A 17,869-nucleotide genomic window follows, 5' to 3' on the forward strand; every position below is an offset into this window, starting at 1 on the left:
GAGGCGTCGCCGTGGCTGCCGGCGGTGAGGAAGACGCGGCCCGTGGGAAGTCCCTCACCCGTCATACTCATGAGCGGCTCCCGATTCGTCCGATGCCTGATGATTGAGCGGGCCCATGAGCCCGTCAATGAGGCGTGATCGCGCGGGAGTTGCCCCATTGATCGGATGACCTGCGGTGGAGGCGTCACGGCCGACCGGCACCCCGCGAAAAGTCCAAGAACAGCCGCCCGAATGTCCAAGAGCGAGTGCTCTCGACGCGGGGGCCACGGCGGGGCAGAGTGCTCTGCGTACTCATGAGTAGTTGCCTGCACCGCACCCCGAGGAGCGCCCGTGACCAGCTGGGTCGGCCGGACCGCCGCCGAGATCGCCGCCGCCGTACGCGAGAAGCGGGCCACCCCGCGCGAGGTGGTGGCCGAGCACCTGGAGCGGATCGAGCGGCTGGACGGCCGGGTCGGGGCCTTCCGGGTGGTGCGGGCGGAGGCGGCGCTCGCCGAGGCCGACGAGCTGGCCTCCCGTGACGATCTGGCCGAACTGCCCCTGGCCGGAGTACCGGTGGCGGTCAAGGACAACCTGGCCGTGCGCGGCGAGTCCAACCGTGTGGGCTCCGCCGCGACGCCGGACACGCCCGCCGCCGAGGATCACATCACGGTGGCCCGGCTGCGCGCGGCGGGCGCGGTGGTCGTCGGGCTGACGAACGTGCCCGAGCTGTGCGTCTTCGGCACCACCGAGGGCGTCCACGGCACCGCCCGCAACCCCTGGGACCTGACCCGCACGGCGGGCGGTTCCTCCGGCGGCAGTGCGGCCGCGGTAGCCGCCGGCCTGGTGCCGATCGCCCTCGGCAACGACGGCATGGGCTCGCTGCGCATCCCGGCCGCCAACTGCGGCCTGGTCACCATCAAGCCGGGCCACGGGGTCGTCCCGGCGGGCATCAGCGACGGCGACTGGTTCGGCATGTCCGAGAACGGTCCGCTCGCCACGACGGTCGAGGACGCCCGCCTGATGCTGGCGGTGCTGGCGGACACCGGGGAGGCGGCGCCGTCCGAGCCCGCCATGCGCAAGATCGCCGTCTCGCTGCGCAGCCCGCTCGCCGGCGTCACCATCAGCACGCCGTACACGACCGCGGCCCGCGACGCGGCCGGCGTCCTGATCAAGGCCGGCCACCAGGTCCGCCGCGCCGACCCGCCCTACCCTCTCTCCCTGAGCACCATGTCCCTCGCCCACTGGACGGCGGGCACGGCGGTGGACGCCCAGGGCCTGGACCCGCGCCTGCTCAACCGGCGCACCCGGGTGCACGCCACCATCGGCCGCCGCTTCCTGAGCAGCGTCCGGGGCGGCGACAGCCGGGAGCGACTGCGCCGCCGGATGGAGCCGTTCTTCGCCGAGTACGACGTCCTGCTCACCCCCGCGCTCGCCCGCCGCTCCCCCAGGTCGGTGGCCTGGCACGAGCGGGGCTGGCTGGCCAACGTCCTCGCCAACACCACCTACTCGCCCCTGACCCCGCCGTGGAACCTGACCGGCTGGCCCGCCATGTCCGTCCCCTTCGGCGCCCTGCCCTCCGGCGCCCCCTGCGCCGTCCAACTGGTGGGCCGACCCGGCTCGGAGGCGATGCTCCTGGAGGTGGCACAGCAGTTGGAGAAGCTGCATCCGTGGCAGCGGACGGCCCCGCTGGGGTAGGACATCCGCGCAGGCATGGATCCGGGGGCGGTGGCCGCCGGGAAAATGGGGCTGAAGAGCGGCCCCTGCCCGTGCTTGCATGGATCGCATGATGTCCACCGACCGTCTGCTCGCCTTCGCGGCGCTGTCCTTCCTGCTGATCGTGATACCCGGGCCCAGTGTGCTGTTCGTGATCGGGCGCGCGCTCGCGCAGGGGCGCCGGGCCGCGCTGACCACCGTGGTGGGCAACACGCTCGGCGCCTATCTGCTGGTCGTGGCGGTGGCGTTCGGCATCGGCTCCGTCGTGGAACGCTCGGTCCTCGTCTTCACCGTGCTCAAGCTGGCCGGCGCGCTCTACCTGGTGTACCTCGGGGTGAAGGCGTGGCGTGAACGCGGGTCGCTGCGGGCCGCGTTCACGGGCGGCGAGGTGCCGGCACACAGCGGGCTGCGCACCTTCTGGGAGGGGTTCGCGGTCGGTGTCACGAACCCGAAGACCATCGTGTTCTTCGCGGCCGTACTGCCGCAGTTCGTGGACCGCGACAGCGGACACGTCACGGTGCAGATGCTGCTGCTCGGCCTGATTTTCAACGTGATCGCGCTGGCCTCCGACAGCGTCTGGGGCTTGATCGCGTCCACCGCCCGCGGCTGGTTCGCGCGCTCCCCGCGCCGGCTCTCGATGGTCGGCGGCGTCGGCGGCCTCACCATGATCGGCCTCGGGGTGACGGTGGCCGTGACGGGGCGCAAGGACTAGCTAGCTAGGTGGGGTGTCCAGGGACCTTCGCTGCACGAAGTCCCCGGGCCGTGCGTGGCGTCAGCGTGCGAACTTTTCTACGGCCTCCCGGGTGACGGGGGTGAAGAAGTTGACGAGGTTGCCGTCGGGGTCGCGGAACAGCAGCGACCGGTTGCCCCAGGGCATCGTGGTGGGCCCGGCGACGAAGTCGGTGACGAAGCCGGTCAGGTTCTGGTGGACGCGGTCCACGTCGTCGACGAGGAACTCGGTGATCACGCTGTGGTTGTCCGCCGGGCGGGCCGAGCCCGGGGCGAACAGCGGGACGGTGCGGGTGCCGGCGATCGCGAGGGTGGCGCCTGCGGTCCTGAGTTCGGCGAAGTCCTCGGTGGCCCACGTCGCCCGCGCCCCTGTGGCTCGCTCGTAGAACGCGACGAGGCGGGCGACGTCGCCGGTGATGATGCGGATCGAGACGAAGTCCATGGGAATCTCCTTGGCCGTGCTGAAGGCGTGCACGTCGCAGGCTAGGAGAGATAGTGGACAGAATCGGTCCTGTATTCGCGTTAGGCTGCGAACATGCCACGACCCACCGGCCGCGTGCTGACACTCCTGGAGCTGCTGCAGTCGGGCGGCACCAGGACGGTGGCCGAGCTCGCCGACCGGCTCGGCGTCGAAGGGCGCACCGTGCGCCGGTATGTCGACCAGCTGATCGACCTGGACGTGCCCGTGGAGTCGGTGCGCGGCCGCTACGGCGGGTACCGGCTGGCCCCCGGGTACCGCCTGCCTCCGCTCATGCTCAGCGACGACGAGGCGCTGGCCGTGCTGCTCGGCCTGGTCGCCGGCCGCCGAGCGGGCCTGACGACGGCGCAGCTCACGGCCAACGAGACGGCGTCGGCGAAGACCCGGCGGGTGCTGCCCCAGCACATCGCCCGCCGGCTCGACACCCTCCTGGACGCCCTCGCCTTCACGGACCAGCCCGGCGAGCTGGAGCACCCGGACGCCGGGCTCCTGCTCACCCTCGCCGATGCGGTGCGCCACCGCCGCCCCGTCTCGATCCGCTACACCGACCGCACCGGACGGCGCAGCGAACGCACCCTGCACGCCTACGGGATCGTCGCCCATGCCGGCCGCTGGTACGTCACGGGCAAGGACGCCCAGGTCGGCGAGGACCGCACCTTCCGGCTCGATCGGATCGCGGACGCGCGGACCCTGCCCGGCTCCTTCGAAGTGCCCGCGGGTCCCGGTCCGGCACAGCGCGTACTGTCCGGATTCGCCACGGCCGAGTACCGGCACGAGGTGACCTTGCGGATCCACGGGACGGTCGAGCAGATCCGCGCCCGCCTTCCGGCCGGCGTCGCGAGCCTGGAGGAGCACGAGCCCGCCGCCGGCCAGGACCCGGCGGCCGAGCACTGGCTGCGCGTCGAACTGCGGGCGGAGCGGCTCGACTGGTTGCCTCCCGTACTCGCCGCACTCGACCGGCCGTTCGTCATCGAGCGCCCCGCCGAACTGCGCGAGCTCGTCCTCGCGTTCGCCGATCGCCTCACGTCCTGCGCCCGCCGAGCCTGACGACGAGGAACCACCGTCAGGAGACGGCACGACCAGGCGGGCCCTACAGCGCCCGGTACATCACATGCAATCCCACCCGCCCGTAACGCGGATGCTCGTACGCCGCCGGGACCGTGCCCAGGATCTCGAAGCCCAGGGACGTCCACAGCTGCACGGCCGGGTTGGTCTCGACGACGGCGTTGAAGACCATCGCCCGGTAGCCCTCGGACTTGGCCGCGGTCAGGACGTGTTCGGCGAGGACCCGGCCGATGCCGCGGCCCGCCCGGTCGGGGTCGACCATGAACCCGGCATTGGCGATGTGGGCCGCCGGGCCACCGTAGTTGGGGGTGACGTAGGCCGAGCCGACGACGGCGCCGTCCACGTCCTCGACGACGTAGACACGCTTGGCCGGGTTCATCCACAGGGCCCGGGCCGCCTCCTCTGAGGTGTCCGGGTCCCAGGCGTAGGTCTCTCCTGCGGCGACGATCCGGTGCCAGAAAGGCCAGATCCGCGGCCAGTCCTCGGCCGCGGCTTCTCTGATCTGCATGGGCGTGAGTGTCGCACGCCCATGCAGTCGGCGATCGCGAAGATCCTGCCGGTCAGTCCACGCTGGGCAGGATGTGGGGCTCGGCGAGGTCGTCCTCGTAGCCTGCCAGGCGGATGGGGGCCGCGTGGGCCCAGACTTCCAGGCTGCCGAGTTCGTCCGACCGTCGGCCGGGGCGCTCCGTGCGTTCCTTGGGGCGCTGTTCGCGATTCGTCTTCTCCGGTGTCACCGCGCACTCCTTATGTGTCGGGTCACCCTCGGGGTGTGCCGGTCAGTTTGCACTCCGGCGCCTGACCCCCGCTCGGGTGTGAGTCGAAAGCAGTTCGGACGCGGTGGCGCCGGCAACTCGTGTGAGAACAGGCCGTTGTCTGCCGGCTTGCCCCGGGACGGACGTGGGTGTGGGTTGGACCCGTTGGTACTGTCCGTCTACTCCAGATTAACCAAATGAGCGGGCGTCCGCTCTATGGGGCTGAAAACTTGGGGTTACTGTCATAAGTCGTCCTGTTTCCAACCCCTCTCCTGTCACTCGTTCGGTGGACAGGCCTGCCGAAGGGGCAACACCCGTTCCATGCTGGGTGCTAGGGGCCTGTCCGGGAGGGGATGTCATGGCGTCTGTCACCTTCGACCGGGCCACGCGGTGCTTCCCGTCGATGGACCGGCCGGCCGTGGACTCGCTCGACCTCGAGATCGGGGACGGTGAGTTCATGGTCCTGCTCGGTCCTTCCGGTTGTGGAAAGTCGACCTGTCTGCGCATGCTCGCCGGACTTGAGGACGTCGACTCGGGTTCGATCCTCATCGGCGTCCGGGACGTGACCCATCTTCCACCCGGGGACCGCGACATCGCGATGGTGTTCCAGGACTACGCCCTCTACCCGCATTTGTCGGCTGCCGACAACATCGGCTTCGCCCTGAGGATCGCCCGCATGTCCCGGGCACGTGCCCGGCAGCGCGTCGAGTACGCCTCTTTCGTCCTCGATCTGGAGCAGTTCCTGGGCCGTCGGCCCAGGTCGCTGGCGGGCGGCGAGCGGCAGCGGGTTGCGACGGGGCGGCTGCTCGTGCGGGATCCGCGGGTCTATCTGATGGACGAGCCCTTGTCCAACCTCGACGCCCGGCTGCGGGCGCAGACCCGGATGCAGATCGTCCGGCTGCAGCACCGTCTCGGCGTCACCACGGTGTACGTCACCCACGACCAGGCCGAGGCGATGGCCATGGGTGATCGCCTCGCCGTGCTCAAGGACGGTGCGCTGCAGCAGGTGGGCACGCCGAAGGAGGTCTACGCGCACCCGGCCAACACATTCGTGGCCGGCTTCGTCGGCTCGCCCGCGATGAACCTCTTCCGGCTTCCGCTGTCCTCGGCCGGGGCCCGGTTCGGCGCTCTCGACGTGCCACTGCCCCGGGGCACCGTACGCGCGGCCGCGGCCGGGGGCACCGAAGAGATCGTGCTCGGCGTCCGGCCCGAGCAGTTCGAGTTCCTCTCCCCCGAGGACCGGGACACCCCGGGACTGGACCTCGTGGTCGAGAGGGTCGAGGACACCGGTGCCGTCGCCTACCTCCATACGACGGCGTGGTCGGGCGAGGGGCTCGCCCGCCTCGTCGTCCGGCTCCCGGGACGCCCCACGTACGGCGCCGGGGCCACGCTGCGGGTGGCGATCCGCGCGGAGGGCGTGCACTGCTTCTCGGCGCTGACGGGACAGCGGCTTCCCGGGGACACGGGTGCCTGACCGGTGGCCTGAGGTCACGGAGCGCGGCGAACCGGCCACGCAGTTCAAGTCCCGTTGGCCGAATCGCAAGGCGGCCATGATCTGCTGACGGGACGGCAACGGCTTGTCCGGCGGAAGGACTGGCGCATGGAGCTGCGCAGTGTCGAGGAGCTGATGGATCTGCTGTACGCCTGCCGGGGCTCGTGGGACGCCCCGGGCCTGCGAAGTCGCCGGGTCGATCTGCACCAGCACGCGCTGCAGACCGCCGCACTGCTGCGGCGCCGCCGCCCCGCCGACAAGGAGCTCCAGGTCGCGGGCCTGGTCCACGCCATCGGCCCGCTGCTGCGGCCGGGCGACAAGAGCGCCCACCCGGACTGCGCGGCCAAGGCCGTGCGAGGCCTGCTCGGGGAGCGGGTCGCCCGGCTGGTGCGCGAGCACCATCGCGGTGAGCTGCCCGCCGACGAGGATCTGCTGCGCCTGCGCCAGGCGGACGAGGAGGGCCGCAGCGCCGGCTTCGACGCGGGGGTACTGGAGGACTGGCGCACGGTGCTGGAGCTGGTCGCCGCCCGCAACTCCCGTCTCGGGGCTGTTGACTGACGGTTCGTCATGAGACGGTACGGCGATGACGTCGTCGTACGCACGCAAGGGGCACGCATTCGACGGATACGGGCTCGAGGGCAGGGCCGCCGTCGTCACCGGGGCAACCCGTGGGATCGGACGGGCCGTCGCCGGGCAGCTGGCCGCGGCGGGGGCGCTGGTGTGCGTGACCGCGCGGGACGCGGACGAGGTGCGCGCCACGGCCGGGGAGCTGGGCGGCATCGGGGTGAGCGGCAGCGTCGCGGATCCGGATCATCTGCGGGAGGTCACGGAGCGGGCCCTGCGCGCCTTCGGCCGGATCGACGTCGTGGTCAACAACGCGGCGACGAACCAGCCGTACGGACCGCTCATGGACGCCGATCCCGAGGCCTGGCGGGAGGCGTTCGCCGTGAACGTCGAGGCTCCGCTCAGGCTGGTGCAGTGGGCGTGGCGGGCGTGGATGCGCGAGCACGGCGGCTCGGTGGTCAACGTCTGCACGGAGGGTGCCGGACATGTCGGACCCAACGTCGGCGCGTACGGCACCAGCAAGGCGGCCCTGCTGCATCTGACGCAGCAGCTCGCCGGGGAACTGGCTCCGAAGGTACGGGTGAACTCGGTCTCCCCCGGCCTTGTGCGCACCGAGATGGCGCGGTTCGTGTGGGAGCCGGGTGAGAAGGAGCTGGCCGCCGGGCTGCCGCTGGGGCGCATCGGTGAGCCGGAGGACGTCGCGCGGGCCGTGGTGTGGCTGGTCTCGGACGCCGCGCAGTGGATCACCGGCGCGGATCTGCTGGTGGACGGGGGCACACGCGTCAGGACGGCGCACTCCGCGCGGGAGTACGCCGTCCACGACCGTCTTCGCTCATACGCACCACCTCGCTCGTGACGGTGGCTGTGGCTCCCTCACGGGAACAGTGCGATCCCCACGAGGATCAGCAGGATGATGCCGGCGACGAGCGCGACCGTGGCCCACGTGCCGCGGTGCTTCACCGAACTCGTGCCCCCGCCGCCGCGCGGCCGGTCCTCCGGCAGTTCGGCATGGTCGGGGCGGTCGCTGCCATAGAACTGTTCGTCGGTCGGATAGCGGTTGCGCGGGTCGTTCTGCGCTCGCGGATCAATGCCGTGTGGACTGCTCATTGGTCACTCCCTGGCGCGGTAATCACCAGGGTCCGGGTTCCCTGCCGGCGCCGGGCCACACGTCAGGCGGTGGTTCACCACTTGCCGGGCGCGTAGTCCTTCAGGAAGACGCCGTACAGGTCCTCGCCCTGCTCGCCGCGCACAATCGGATCGTAGACCCGCGCGGCCCCGTCGACCAGGTCGAGCGGGGCGTGGAAGCCCTCCTCGGCCAGGCGCAGCTTGTCGTAGTGGGGGCGCTCGTCGGTGATCCAGCCGGTGTCGACCGAGGTCATCAGGATGCCGTCGGTCTGGAACATCTCCTGGCCGCTGGTCCGGGTGACCATGTTCATGGCGGCCTTGGCGGCGTTGGTGTTGGGGTGGCCCGCGCCCTTGTAGCCGCGGCCGAAGACGCCCTCCATCGCGGAGACGTTCACGACGTACGCGCGCTTGCTGGCCGCCTTCCTCGCGGCGTCCGCCATGACCGGGCGCAGCTTGCTGATCAGGATGAACGGCGCCGTGTAGTTGCACAGCTGGGTCTCGAGGAGCTCGACCGGGGAGATCTGCTCGATGGTCTGCACCCAGGTGTTGGTGTCGACGACGTCCGGGACCAGGCCGCCGGCGTCGATGGCGGTGCCGTCGAGGTGCCGGGCGACGCTTGCGTTGCCCGCGACCAGGGCGAGGTCGGCGACCTGCTGGGCGTCGAGGCCGCTGGTGCCGAGGGGCAGCGCGGCCAGGCCGTCGACCGCGCCGGAGTTGAAGGCGCCGATGACGTGGTGGGCGGGCAGTTCCCCGGCGGGCAGCGGGGCGCTCTCGCCGTCGACCAGGGCGGCGTAGGCGGAGGGCAGGCGGCGCACGGTCTGCGTCGCGTTGTTGACGAGGATGTCGAGCGGGCCCGCCTCGGCGACCTGGTCGGCGAGGGCCACGGCCTGCGCCGGGTCGCGCAGGTCGATGCCGACGACCTCCAGGCGGTGCATCCAGTCCGCGGAGTCGTCCATGGCCTTGAAGCGGCGGATGGCGTCCTTGGGGAAGCGCGTGGTGATGGTGGTGTGCGCGCCGTCGCGCAGCAGCCTGAGCGCGATGTACATGCCGATCTTGGCGCGACCGCCGGTGAGCAGGGCGCGCTTGCCGGTGAGATCGGCGCGGGCGTCGCGCTTGCCGCGGTTGAGGCGGGCGCAGTCGGGACAGAGCTGGTGGTAGAAGTAGTCGACTTCCACATACCGGGTCTTGCAGGTGTAGCAGGAGCGGGGGCGCTGGAGTATCCCCGCGATCTTGCCCTCATCGGTCGCGGACGACGGCAGCAGGCCCTCGGTCTCGTCGTCGATGCGCTGGGCGGAGCCGGTCGCCGTGGCCTCCGTGACCGCCTTGTCATGGGCGGTCTTGGCGGCCCTGCGCTCCTGGCGGCGGCGCTGCTTGACCGTGCGGTAGACGCCGGCGGTGGCCCGGCGCACGGCGATCGCGTCGGGGTGGTCGACCTCCAGCTTGTCGAGCTCCTCCAGCACGCTGAGGCAGACGGCGAGCCGCTCCGGGTCGATGCCGGGGCCGTACACGACCTCGTCACCGGGCTCGTACACGACCTCGTCCGTGATCGCCGAGCCTTCGTCTGTCACCGTCATCGCGCTGCCGTTTCCCTGATCACCCGCGCGGCGCTCCGACCGCGTCCGCTTTCGAACGGGGAATTGTACGGAGCGCCGGGCCCGTCCTCCAAAATCCGGGAGGCTAGGAACCGCAGGCGGTGATCAGCGTCTCGACCTCCTCGCTGAGGGCGACGGCCAGCCGGTCCAGGTCGGGTACGGCCCGGGCGTCGGCGACGAGGCCGTAGTGGACGTGTCCGCGGTAGGTCGAGACGGCCACCGCCAGGGACTGGCCGCGGGCCAGCGGGGCGAACGGGAAGACCTGCGTGACGGGGTTGCCGCCGAGCTTCAGGCCGAGGCTGGGCAGCGGCACGCTGGTGACCAGGATGTCGAACCAGAGCCGGGCGGCCTGGCTGACCAGCGGTCCGCCGAGCCGGTGGCCGAGCGCGGGCACATGGTCCGCGAGCAGGGCGACGGCGCCCGCGCCCCGGTTGGGGCCGGCATCCTTGTTGCGGTCCATGGCGGAGCGGACCGTGTCCAGGCGGCCGAGCGGGTCGGGGTCGTCGACGGGGAGCCGTATCACGTAGCCGGAGAGCCGGTTGCCCTGGGGGCTGGCGGTGCGCGGGCGGCGCTTGGAGACGGGGATCAGGGCGCGCGGCCGCACGCCCTCGCTGCCGTCGCCCCGCTCGTCGAGCCAGCGGCGCAGGGCGCCCGCCACGAGGGCGATCAGGACGTCGTTGACGGTGCCGCCCTGGGCCTTGCGGATGCGCTGCACGTCGTCGAGGTCGAGGACCACGCCGGCGGTACGGCGGGTGCCGGTGGCCTCGGCGGTGAACGCCGTCGAGGAGCGCACCCCGAGGCTGGACACGGCCAGCGAGGCGCCGATGTCCAGGGCGCGCCCCACGTCGGACAGGGCACCCCGGACCAGCCCGGGCAGCTTGCGCACGTCGGGCAGCAGGCCGGGCCTGGGCTCCTCGGGACGGGGCTTGCGCTCCGGCATGTCCATCGGGTCCAGGATGGCGGCGGCCAGGGTCAGCGCGCGCAGACCGTCGGCCAGGGCGTGGTGGAACTTGAACAGCACCGCGAAGGACACCCCGTCCTCCCCCGGCAGCACATGCGCCTCCCACGGCGGCCGGCCGCGCTCCAGCGAGCGCTCCATGAGCCGGCCGGCCTCGGCGTGGAAGTCCGCGGTCGGGGCGTGCAGCCGCACATGGTGGAGGGGATCGAAGTCGGGGTCGGGCTCACGGGTGGCGCTGCCGAAGGACAGCGGCCGCAGCGGGGACGGCTGCCATATGTCCCGGATGCGCATCCGCAGTCCGGGTACGGCCGCGGCCCGCGCGGCGAGCAGGTCGGCGGCGTGGGCGCCCGCGGTGGGCGAGTGCGCCGAGAAGATCCCCAGCGCGCCGAGGTGCATGGGGTGTTCGGCGGACTCGATGTTCCAGAACGCCAGGTCGAGAGGAGCGAGCAGGTCAGAAGTCAATGGCTTGCCTCGCGTCGACGAAGGGTGAGCCAGCAGTCAACCTCCCCTTGGCGATTACGGTCAAGTACGATCAAGCTACGCACAGTTAACAGCAGATTAAGTCCCACCCCTCGGTGAGATGCGGGACTCAAGAGACACCTGAGGTCACTTCAGCGAAGGTGGCGCCGCCTCCCCCGATGTTCCCCACTCAGACGGGCGCGAGCCGACCGTGAAGGCGAGCGAGCGCAAGGAGCGCAGGGAACCGGTCGTCAGGTATGTGCGGTCGTAGGCCACCCCGTCCGTGCGGGCCGACTGGATGTACCGCTCGGCGGCGGACGTGCCGGGTGCGGTGATCGTCAGGGCGCCGCGCGGGAAGTAACGGCGGTCCAGCGTCAGGTCGACCCGGTCGAACACGGGCGTGGACAGCCCCCAGGTGTCGTAGCCGGGCTGCACCGGGAAGATCCCGATCGACGACAGGACGTTCCAGGCGGACATCGTGCCGAGGTCGTCGTTGCCGGTCATACCGGTCGGGCCGTCGGTGAACAGGGTCAGCGCCGCGTGTACGACGTCGGTCGTCTTCCACGGCCGGCCGGTCGAGAGGTAGGTGTAGGGGGCGATGAGGTCGGGCTCGTTCTGCGGGTTGTACTTGTCGGCGTTGTAGTAGTCGTACGGGCCGTTGACCCATACCTCGCGGGCCGTCTTCGCCGGGTCGGCCAGCAGCCGGTCGTAGGCGAAGAAGGAGTCGAGCCGGTCGTTCGCGGCCTGCTCGCCGCCGATCAGGGAGACCATGCCCGGCAGGTCCTGCGGCACCAGCCACTGGTACTGCCAGGACGTGCCCTCGTGGAAGCCCTCGCTCTGCGCCGGGTCGGACGGGCCGGTGAAGACGCCGGAGGCGTCGCGGGCGCGGAAGAAGCCGGTCGACGGGTCGAAGAGGTGCCGGTAGCTCTGCGCGCGGGCGGCATACCGTTCGGCGTTCGCCGCATGCCCGAGGTCGCGGGCCATCTGGGCGAGCATCGCGTCCGACAGGGCGTACTCCAGGGTCGCCGAGGCACCGTGGTCGTAGTCCGAGTCACCCGGCTTCACATGCGGGCGGCCCTTGAGGTACGGCGCGAAGCCCTGGGCGATGTACTCCCTGTTCGCCTCCCGGCCCACCGCGGGCGAGTCGGCGGGCGGTACCCCGTCGGCGTTCCGCTTCAGCGCCCGGTACGCCCGCTCTGCATACCCTCCGGCCCCCTTGAGCAGGCCCTGCTGGTAGGCGTTGGTGAGGAACGGGGTGACCGGGTCGCCGGTCATGATGTTCGTCTCGACGGTGCCGTAGCCCCACTTGGGCAGCCAGCCGCTCTCCTCGGAGATCCTGATCACCGAGATCGCCATGTCGCGGGCCTCGCGGGGCGCGAGCAGGGACAGCAGCTGGGACTGGGTGCGGTAGGTGTCCCACAGGGACCAGTTCTGGTAGTAGGTGAAGCCGTCGGTGCGGTGGATCCTCTGGTCCCAGCCGGTGTAGCGGCCGTCGGCGTCGCTGCCGATGTTCGGGGCCAGGAAGGACCGGTACAGCGCCGAGTAGAAGGTGCGGCGCAGGCTGTCCGCGCCGCCCTCCACCCGTACGTCGTCGAGGCGGTCCTCCCATGCCCGCTGCGCCGCATGGCGTACGGCGTCGAAGGAACGACCGCCCTCCGCCCGCAGGTTGACCGCGGCGCCGTGCGCGTCGACGTAGGACAGGGCGGTGGTCGCCTCGACCGTACGGTCCTTGGTGGTGTCGAAGCGGACGTACGCGCCGTCGCGCCCGCTCTTCGAGCCCGAGGTCACGGTCGAGCCGTCCCAGGTGCCGTACGCGGTGAAGGGCCGGTCGAAGCGGGTGATCGTGTAGACGGTGTACGGCTTGGTGTCCTGGCAGAAGCCGCGGCCCGTGATGGCGGTGCGCACGGTACGGCCGTCGAGGATCTCGACCTTGGTGGAGACCGTGGTGTGCAGCGACTGGGCCGCGTTGAGCAGGACGTTGGCCTTGTCGGTGGCCGGGAAGGTGTAGCGCTGCACGCCGGTGCGCGCGGTGGCGGACAGCTCGGCCTCGATGCCGGACTTCAGCCCGACCCGGTAGGAGCCGGGACTCGCTGCCTCGTCCTCGTGGCTGAACCCGGCGGCGTACTTGGCGTAGTCCGTCTGCGTGACGTCACCCGTGGTCGGCAGCACGGGCAGATCCCCGCCGAGCCCGCAGCCGACGCCCGACAGATGGACCAGGGAGAAGCCGCGGATGTGGTTCTGGGAGTAGTCGTAGCCGGTGTTGTGGCCGGTGTCCGGCGAGAGCTGCACCATGCCGAAGGGCACGGTGGCGCCGGGATAGGTGTTGCCCTCGTTCTCGGTGCCGATGAACGGGTTGACCAGATCGGTGAGTTGACGGTGGTTCGGCTCGGTGGCCTGCGCGGTGGCGGGTGCGGCGAACAGCGCGGAGGCTGCCAGCGCACCTGCCGTGCACAGGCGCAGGCGCCGGGTCCATCTCATGTCGGAGGTCCTCCGGGGTTCAGGGGATCGGGCAGCCTGCGGGAGCCGCCCGGGAAGCGTCGCGGATCAGGGCCTGCTGGGCCGTGCGCACACGCTGGACGTCCGGCTTGAGCACCTCGCGGTCGTACGTCAGCAGACCGTTGAGCTCGCCCTCGACGTCGGAGATCTGGGTGTAGACCGCGCCGTTGCCCCCCTTGCAGGCCAGGGCGTGCACCTCGGCGAGTTTGGCCAGGTAGTCGTCGGTGTAGGCCGCCGGGTCGACGTCGACGTACGACTGCTGCACGGACCAGGCGTGTCCCGGCACCGCGAGGCCGAGGCCGCCGTACTCGCCGCTGACCAGGGCGCGCCGGCCGTCGGGGTGGGGTGGCAGGGCGGGGCTGGGGTAGCCGTGCTCGTCCATGACGTCGCCGGTGCCGCCGTCGGCCCCGAGATTGAGCCCGGACATGGAGTTGACCAGCCGGGTCGGGTCCCAGGCCTTCGCCTGGTCGGCGATGCGAGCCTCGTCGTACTGGCCCCAGCCCTCGTTGAAGGTGACCCACATGACGAGCGACGGGCTGCTGATGTGCTCGTCGATCATCTGCTTCATCTCGCGCTCGTACTCGGCGCGGGCCTCGGCAGACGGGTTCACCCCGGCGGTCATCGCGGGCATGTCCTGCCACACCAGGAGGCCCAGCCGGTCGGCCCAGTAGAACCAGCGGTCGGGCTCGACCTTGATGTGCTGACGCACGGCGTTGAAGCCGAGCCGCTTGTGGACCTTCAGGTCGTACGCGAGGGCCTCGTCGGTGGGGGCCGTGTACAGGCCGTCGGGCCAGAAGCCCTGGTCGAGGGTGGCCATCATGAAGATCGGTTCGCCGTTGAGGAGGGTGCGCGGGATCCCGTTCACCTTCTCGACGGCGACGGAGCGCATCCCGAAGTAGCTGCCGACGCGGTCGGCGCCGACGGTGACCTTCAGGTCGTAGAGGAACGGGTCGTCGGGCGACCACAGGTGCGGGTCGTGGATGCTCAGGGTCAGCGGGCCGCCCGTTCTGCCGCGGGCCGTGGCGACCTTGCGGTGTCCGTCGTACGCGGTCGCCGTGATCGGTACGCCGTCACGAACTCCCCGTGCTTCGACGGCGAGTTGGCCCTTGGCCACGTCGGGGGTCAGCTTCAGGGAGTCGACGTGGTCGCTCGCCACCGGCTCCATCCACACCGTCTGCCAGATGCCCGAGGTGGGCGTGTACCAGATGCCGCTGGGGTCCAGGCGCTGCTTGCCCAGCGGCGGGTTCTCGCCGGTGGCCGCGTCGGTGGGGTCGTAGACGCCGACGATCAGTTCCTGGGTGCGGCCGGGCTTCAGCGCGTCGGTGATGTCGGCGCTGAACTTGTCGTATCCGCCCTGGTGTTGGGCCACCTTGGTGCCGTTGACATACGCCTCGGCCCGCCAGTCGACGGCGCCGAAGTTGAGCCGCAGCCGTTTGCCGGAGCCGATCTTCCAGCCGGCGGGGACCGTGAAGGTACGGCGGTACCACATGCGGTCCTCGTGCCGTTCGAGGCCGGAGAGCCGGGACTCCACGGGGTACGGGACGAGGATGCGCTCGGCGAGTGTCCTGCCGACGGGCGGCTTCTCCCCGGCTGCGGCGGCGGCGAACTGCCAGCGGCCGTTGAGGCTGCGCCAGGCGGGGCGGGTCAGCTGCGGGCGCGGGTATTCGGGCAGGGCGTTGTCCGGGCCCACCTGGTCGGCCCACTGCGTGCGCAGCTCGTACGTGGAGTGGTTGGGGCCGCTGCTCCAGAACTCCTTGACAACGTTGCCGTCAGCGGTGGCGAGGTCGCCGTGTCCGTCGTAACGGACGTCGGCTGTGCCGCGTGCGGTGCCGGTCTTGTTGCCGACGACGGGTTCCTTCAGGGCGAGGAGCAGCGCCCTCGGGTCGGCGGGGTCGAGCCGGGCGGCTTCCAGGGGCCACTTGGCGCCGCCGATCACCGCTTCGAGGTGGCCGGTCAGGCCGGCCGGGGGTGCGGCGAGGCGCTGGGGAAACTCCAGCCTGAGGGTGCGGCCTGTGCCGGTGACCGTGGCGGCGGTGGCGCCGTCGTAGGCCCATCCGTCGGGGAGGCGGAACGCCGACTGCGGGACGGCCTCCTTGCTGCCGCCGGGCTCGGTCCAGCGCAGGTGGAGGTCGGAGCCGCCGTAGTGCTCGAAGTACTCGACCTTGATGTCGTAGGCGTTGCCGGCGGTCAACTCGACGGGTTCACCGGTCTGTTCGCGGTCCCAGTCGTCCACCCAGTGGTCGATGACGAGCTTTCCGTCGATCCACAGCCGGAAGCCGTTGTCGCCGGTGATCGAGAAGGTGTGGGGACCGGTTCTCTCCGGGACGATCTTTCCGGTCCAGCGGACGCTGACGTCGTCCGACTGGCCGGTGGTGAAGGCGAGGCGCGGTTCGAGGTTGCCGAAGTCCAGGATCGGTTCGAAGGCGGTGGCCTTGAGCCGGTCGAAGTCGAAGGCGCCGGGGGCGGACTGGGTGTAGTACTCGCCCTTCAGTCCGTGGATCTCCGCGGGGTCGTCGCCGGCGGCGGTCGCGGTGGGGGCGGCGGTGGCCAGTCCGGCCGCGCCGAGAGTCGCTGCGAGCAGGAGGGCGAGTCGGTCTCTGAGGCGTCTGATGTGCACGGAACCCCCATAACAACGTTGTCATGGACAGCAGTTGGCATGACAACACGGATTCCGTATCGCGTCCAGGGACATGACAAGCCGAGGGCGGAGCGACAAGTCGCCCCCTCGCCCGCACCGGCGAAGAATGGGGGGTGTCACTCGGCAGAAAGGGGTGAGGGAGATGTCGAAGGTATCCAGACAGACGGCCAGCCAGGGCGGCGACTTCGGGATCGTTCTCGACCGGTCCGAGGAGCTGGACGACTACACGGTGGATTTCGTCACCTTCCGCGAGAACATCGATCACACACCACTGCTCAAGGGACTGCCCGACGACCGGTGCCAGTGCCCCCACTGGGGTTATGTGTTCAAAGGCCGGCTGACCTTCCACTACGCGGACCACGACGAGGTCTACGAGGAGGGCGACGCCTACTACACGCCGCCCGGTCACGTCCCCGTGCAGACCGCGCCCGGCACCGAGGCCCTGCAGTTCAGCCCGACCCGGGAGGTGCGACCCACCAGCGAGGCCATCATGAAGAACCTCCGGGCGATGCAGGAGGCCTCCGGCTGACCCGCCCGGCACCTACGTGACCAGCTGTCCCTTCCCCAGCGCGATCACTCCGCCCTTGGAGACGGTGTACAGCTCCGCGTCCCGCTCCGGGTTGACGCCGATCGTCGCGCCCGGCGGTACCTCGACGTTCTTGTCCAGCACCGCCCCACGCACGACCGCACCCCGGCCGATGTGGACGTTGTCGTGCAGGATCGAGCCCTGGACCACCGCCCCCGGGTCGACCAGGACGCCGGGCGACAGGATGGAGCGGGTGACCTGGCCCCGGATGAGGCAGCCCGCGCTGATGATGGACTCGCTGGCCATGCCGCCCGCGTTGAAACGGGCCGGGGAGAGCTGGTTGGAGTGGGTGTAGATGGGCCACTGCCGGTTGTACAGGTTGAAGGCGGGCCGCTCGGCGATCAGGTCCATGTGGGCGTCGTAGTACGCGTCCAGGGTGCCGACGTCGCGCCAGTAGCCCCGGTCGCGGTTGGTCTCGCCGGGCACGTGGTTGGCGCTGAAGTCGTACAGCTGGGCCTCGCCGCGGTCGGTGAGCTGGGGCAGGATCGAGCCGCCCATGTCGTGCACGGAGTTCTCGTCCTCGGCGTCCCGCTGCAGCGCCTCGATCAGCGCCTTGGTGGTGAAGATGTAGTTGCCCATGGAGGCGAAGATCATCTCCGGGTCGTCCGCGAGGCCGGGCGGGTCGACGGGCTTCTCCAGGAAACGCTCGACCGTCAGGCCGTCCGAGCCCGGGGTGATCACACCGAACTGCGAGGACTCGGCGCGCGGCACCCGGATGCCCGCGACGGTGACGCCTGCACCTCCCTCGATGTGCTGGGCCAGCATCTGCCGTGGGTCCATGCGGTAGACGTGGTCGGCGCCGAAGACCACGACGTACTCGGGCCCTTCGTCGTGCACCAGGTTCAGCGACTGCAGCAGCGCGTCCGCGCTGCCCAGGTACCAGCGCGGTCCGAGCCGCTGCTGGGCGGGGACCGGGGTGACATAGTTGCCGAGCAGGCTCGACATCCGCCAGGTGGTGGTGATGTGCCGGTCCAACGAGTGCGACTTGTACTGCGTCAGCACGCAGATGCGCAGGATGTCGCCGTTGACGAGGTTGGACAGGACGAAGTCGACGAGGCGGTAGGTGCCGCCGAAGGTGACCGCTGGTTTCGCGCGGTCCGCCGTCAGGGGCATGAGGCGTTTGCCTTCTCCGCCCGCCAGTACGATCCCGAGCACCGAAGGTCCGCCACGACGCATGGCCGCTCCCCTCACCGTGGTTGATCCATGCCTGCCCCTGAGCAGCACCCAGTAAGCCTGTTCGAGG

16 protein-coding genes are annotated in these 17,869 nt (G+C 70.8%); 7 read left to right on the plus strand and 9 right to left on the minus strand.

Translation table 11 applies throughout. The annotated features are described in order from the left end of the window. Window positions 1–330 precede the first annotated feature (330 nt). Window positions 331–1,674 (plus strand): amidase, encoded by a 1,344-nt coding sequence (locus ACWC1K_RS03675; protein WP_450828578.1) that lies wholly within the window; start codon window positions 331–333, stop codon window positions 1,672–1,674. A gap of 88 nt (window positions 1,675–1,762) precedes the next feature. Further along, window positions 1,763–2,404 (plus strand): LysE family translocator, encoded by a 642-nt coding sequence (locus tag ACWC1K_RS03680; RefSeq protein WP_450828712.1) that lies wholly within the window; start codon window positions 1,763–1,765, stop codon window positions 2,402–2,404. Window positions 2,405–2,464: 60 nt separating this feature from the next. Here the strand turns inward: ACWC1K_RS03680 and ACWC1K_RS03685 are convergent, their stop codons facing one another. After that, window positions 2,465–2,863 carry a VOC family protein gene (locus ACWC1K_RS03685; RefSeq protein WP_450828580.1) on the minus strand — a complete coding sequence of 133 codons (399 nt, stop codon included), beginning with the start codon at window positions 2,861–2,863 and terminating at the stop codon, window positions 2,465–2,467. Window positions 2,864–2,956: 93 nt separating this feature from the next. On the opposite strand from ACWC1K_RS03685, the gene ACWC1K_RS03690 reads away from it, so the two are divergent. Next, entirely contained in the window at window positions 2,957–3,946 is a 990-nt protein-coding gene (locus tag ACWC1K_RS03690; RefSeq protein ID WP_450828582.1) for a helix-turn-helix transcriptional regulator, read from the plus strand. Between the two features lie 43 nt (window positions 3,947–3,989). Here the strand turns inward: ACWC1K_RS03690 and ACWC1K_RS03695 are convergent, their stop codons facing one another. Together ACWC1K_RS03695 and ACWC1K_RS03700 are read right to left on the minus strand one after the other, a co-directional pair. Next, complete coding sequence (locus tag ACWC1K_RS03695) at window positions 3,990–4,472, minus strand: N-acetyltransferase family protein (protein ID WP_450828584.1); 483 nt, start codon at window positions 4,470–4,472, stop codon at window positions 3,990–3,992. Between the two features lie 52 nt (window positions 4,473–4,524). Continuing rightward, window positions 4,525–4,698 carry a hypothetical protein gene (locus ACWC1K_RS03700; RefSeq protein ID WP_180292383.1) on the minus strand — a complete coding sequence of 58 codons (174 nt, stop codon included), beginning with the start codon at window positions 4,696–4,698 and terminating at the stop codon, window positions 4,525–4,527. A gap of 376 nt (window positions 4,699–5,074) precedes the next feature. Here ACWC1K_RS03700 and ACWC1K_RS03705 point away from each other — a divergent pair, with 376 nt between their 5' ends. From ACWC1K_RS03705 to ACWC1K_RS03715, 3 genes are all read left to right on the plus strand, one after another. Beyond that, window positions 5,075–6,190: an ABC transporter ATP-binding protein gene (locus ACWC1K_RS03705; RefSeq protein WP_450828586.1), complete on the plus strand. Its 1,116-nt coding sequence runs from the start codon at window positions 5,075–5,077 to the stop codon at window positions 6,188–6,190. Between the two features lie 126 nt (window positions 6,191–6,316). After that, complete coding sequence (locus ACWC1K_RS03710; RefSeq protein WP_450828588.1) at window positions 6,317–6,766, plus strand: hypothetical protein; 450 nt, start codon at window positions 6,317–6,319, stop codon at window positions 6,764–6,766. Window positions 6,767–6,791: 25 nt separating this feature from the next. Further along, window positions 6,792–7,628, plus strand: a complete 837-nt coding sequence (locus ACWC1K_RS03715) for an SDR family oxidoreductase (RefSeq protein WP_450828590.1) — start codon at window positions 6,792–6,794, stop codon at window positions 7,626–7,628. Window positions 7,629–7,645: 17 nt separating this feature from the next. Here the strand turns inward: ACWC1K_RS03715 and ACWC1K_RS03720 are convergent, their stop codons facing one another. The 5 genes from ACWC1K_RS03720 to ACWC1K_RS03740 form a co-directional block, all read right to left on the minus strand. Next, window positions 7,646–7,879 (minus strand): hypothetical protein, encoded by a 234-nt coding sequence (locus tag ACWC1K_RS03720; RefSeq protein WP_450828592.1) that lies wholly within the window; start codon window positions 7,877–7,879, stop codon window positions 7,646–7,648. A gap of 74 nt (window positions 7,880–7,953) precedes the next feature. Then, complete coding sequence (locus ACWC1K_RS03725; RefSeq protein WP_450828594.1) at window positions 7,954–9,471, minus strand: SDR family NAD(P)-dependent oxidoreductase; 1,518 nt, start codon at window positions 9,469–9,471, stop codon at window positions 7,954–7,956. A gap of 103 nt (window positions 9,472–9,574) precedes the next feature. Then, complete coding sequence (locus tag ACWC1K_RS03730; RefSeq protein ID WP_450828596.1) at window positions 9,575–10,909, minus strand: wax ester/triacylglycerol synthase family O-acyltransferase; 1,335 nt, start codon at window positions 10,907–10,909, stop codon at window positions 9,575–9,577. Between the two features lie 144 nt (window positions 10,910–11,053). Further along, window positions 11,054–13,384, minus strand: a complete 2,331-nt coding sequence (locus ACWC1K_RS03735; protein ID WP_450828598.1) for a GH92 family glycosyl hydrolase — start codon at window positions 13,382–13,384, stop codon at window positions 11,054–11,056. 19 nt (window positions 13,385–13,403) lie between these two features. Continuing rightward, window positions 13,404–16,019: a PA14 domain-containing protein gene (locus tag ACWC1K_RS03740; RefSeq protein ID WP_450828600.1), complete on the minus strand. Its 2,616-nt coding sequence runs from the start codon at window positions 16,017–16,019 to the stop codon at window positions 13,404–13,406. A gap of 163 nt (window positions 16,020–16,182) precedes the next feature. Between ACWC1K_RS03740 and ACWC1K_RS03745 the strand changes: the two genes are divergently transcribed. Then, window positions 16,183–16,569, plus strand: a complete 387-nt coding sequence (locus ACWC1K_RS03745; RefSeq protein WP_450828602.1) for a hypothetical protein — start codon at window positions 16,183–16,185, stop codon at window positions 16,567–16,569. A gap of 12 nt (window positions 16,570–16,581) precedes the next feature. Here ACWC1K_RS03745 and glgC read toward each other — a convergent pair whose 3' ends face one another. After that, the gene (glgC, locus tag ACWC1K_RS03750) at window positions 16,582–17,802 is read right to left on the minus strand and encodes a glucose-1-phosphate adenylyltransferase (protein WP_450828604.1); all 1,221 of its coding nucleotides are present in this window, start codon (window positions 17,800–17,802) and stop codon (window positions 16,582–16,584) included. Window positions 17,803–17,869: the final 67 nt, after the last annotated feature.

Source organism: Streptomyces sp. NPDC001492 (assembly GCF_053597275.1).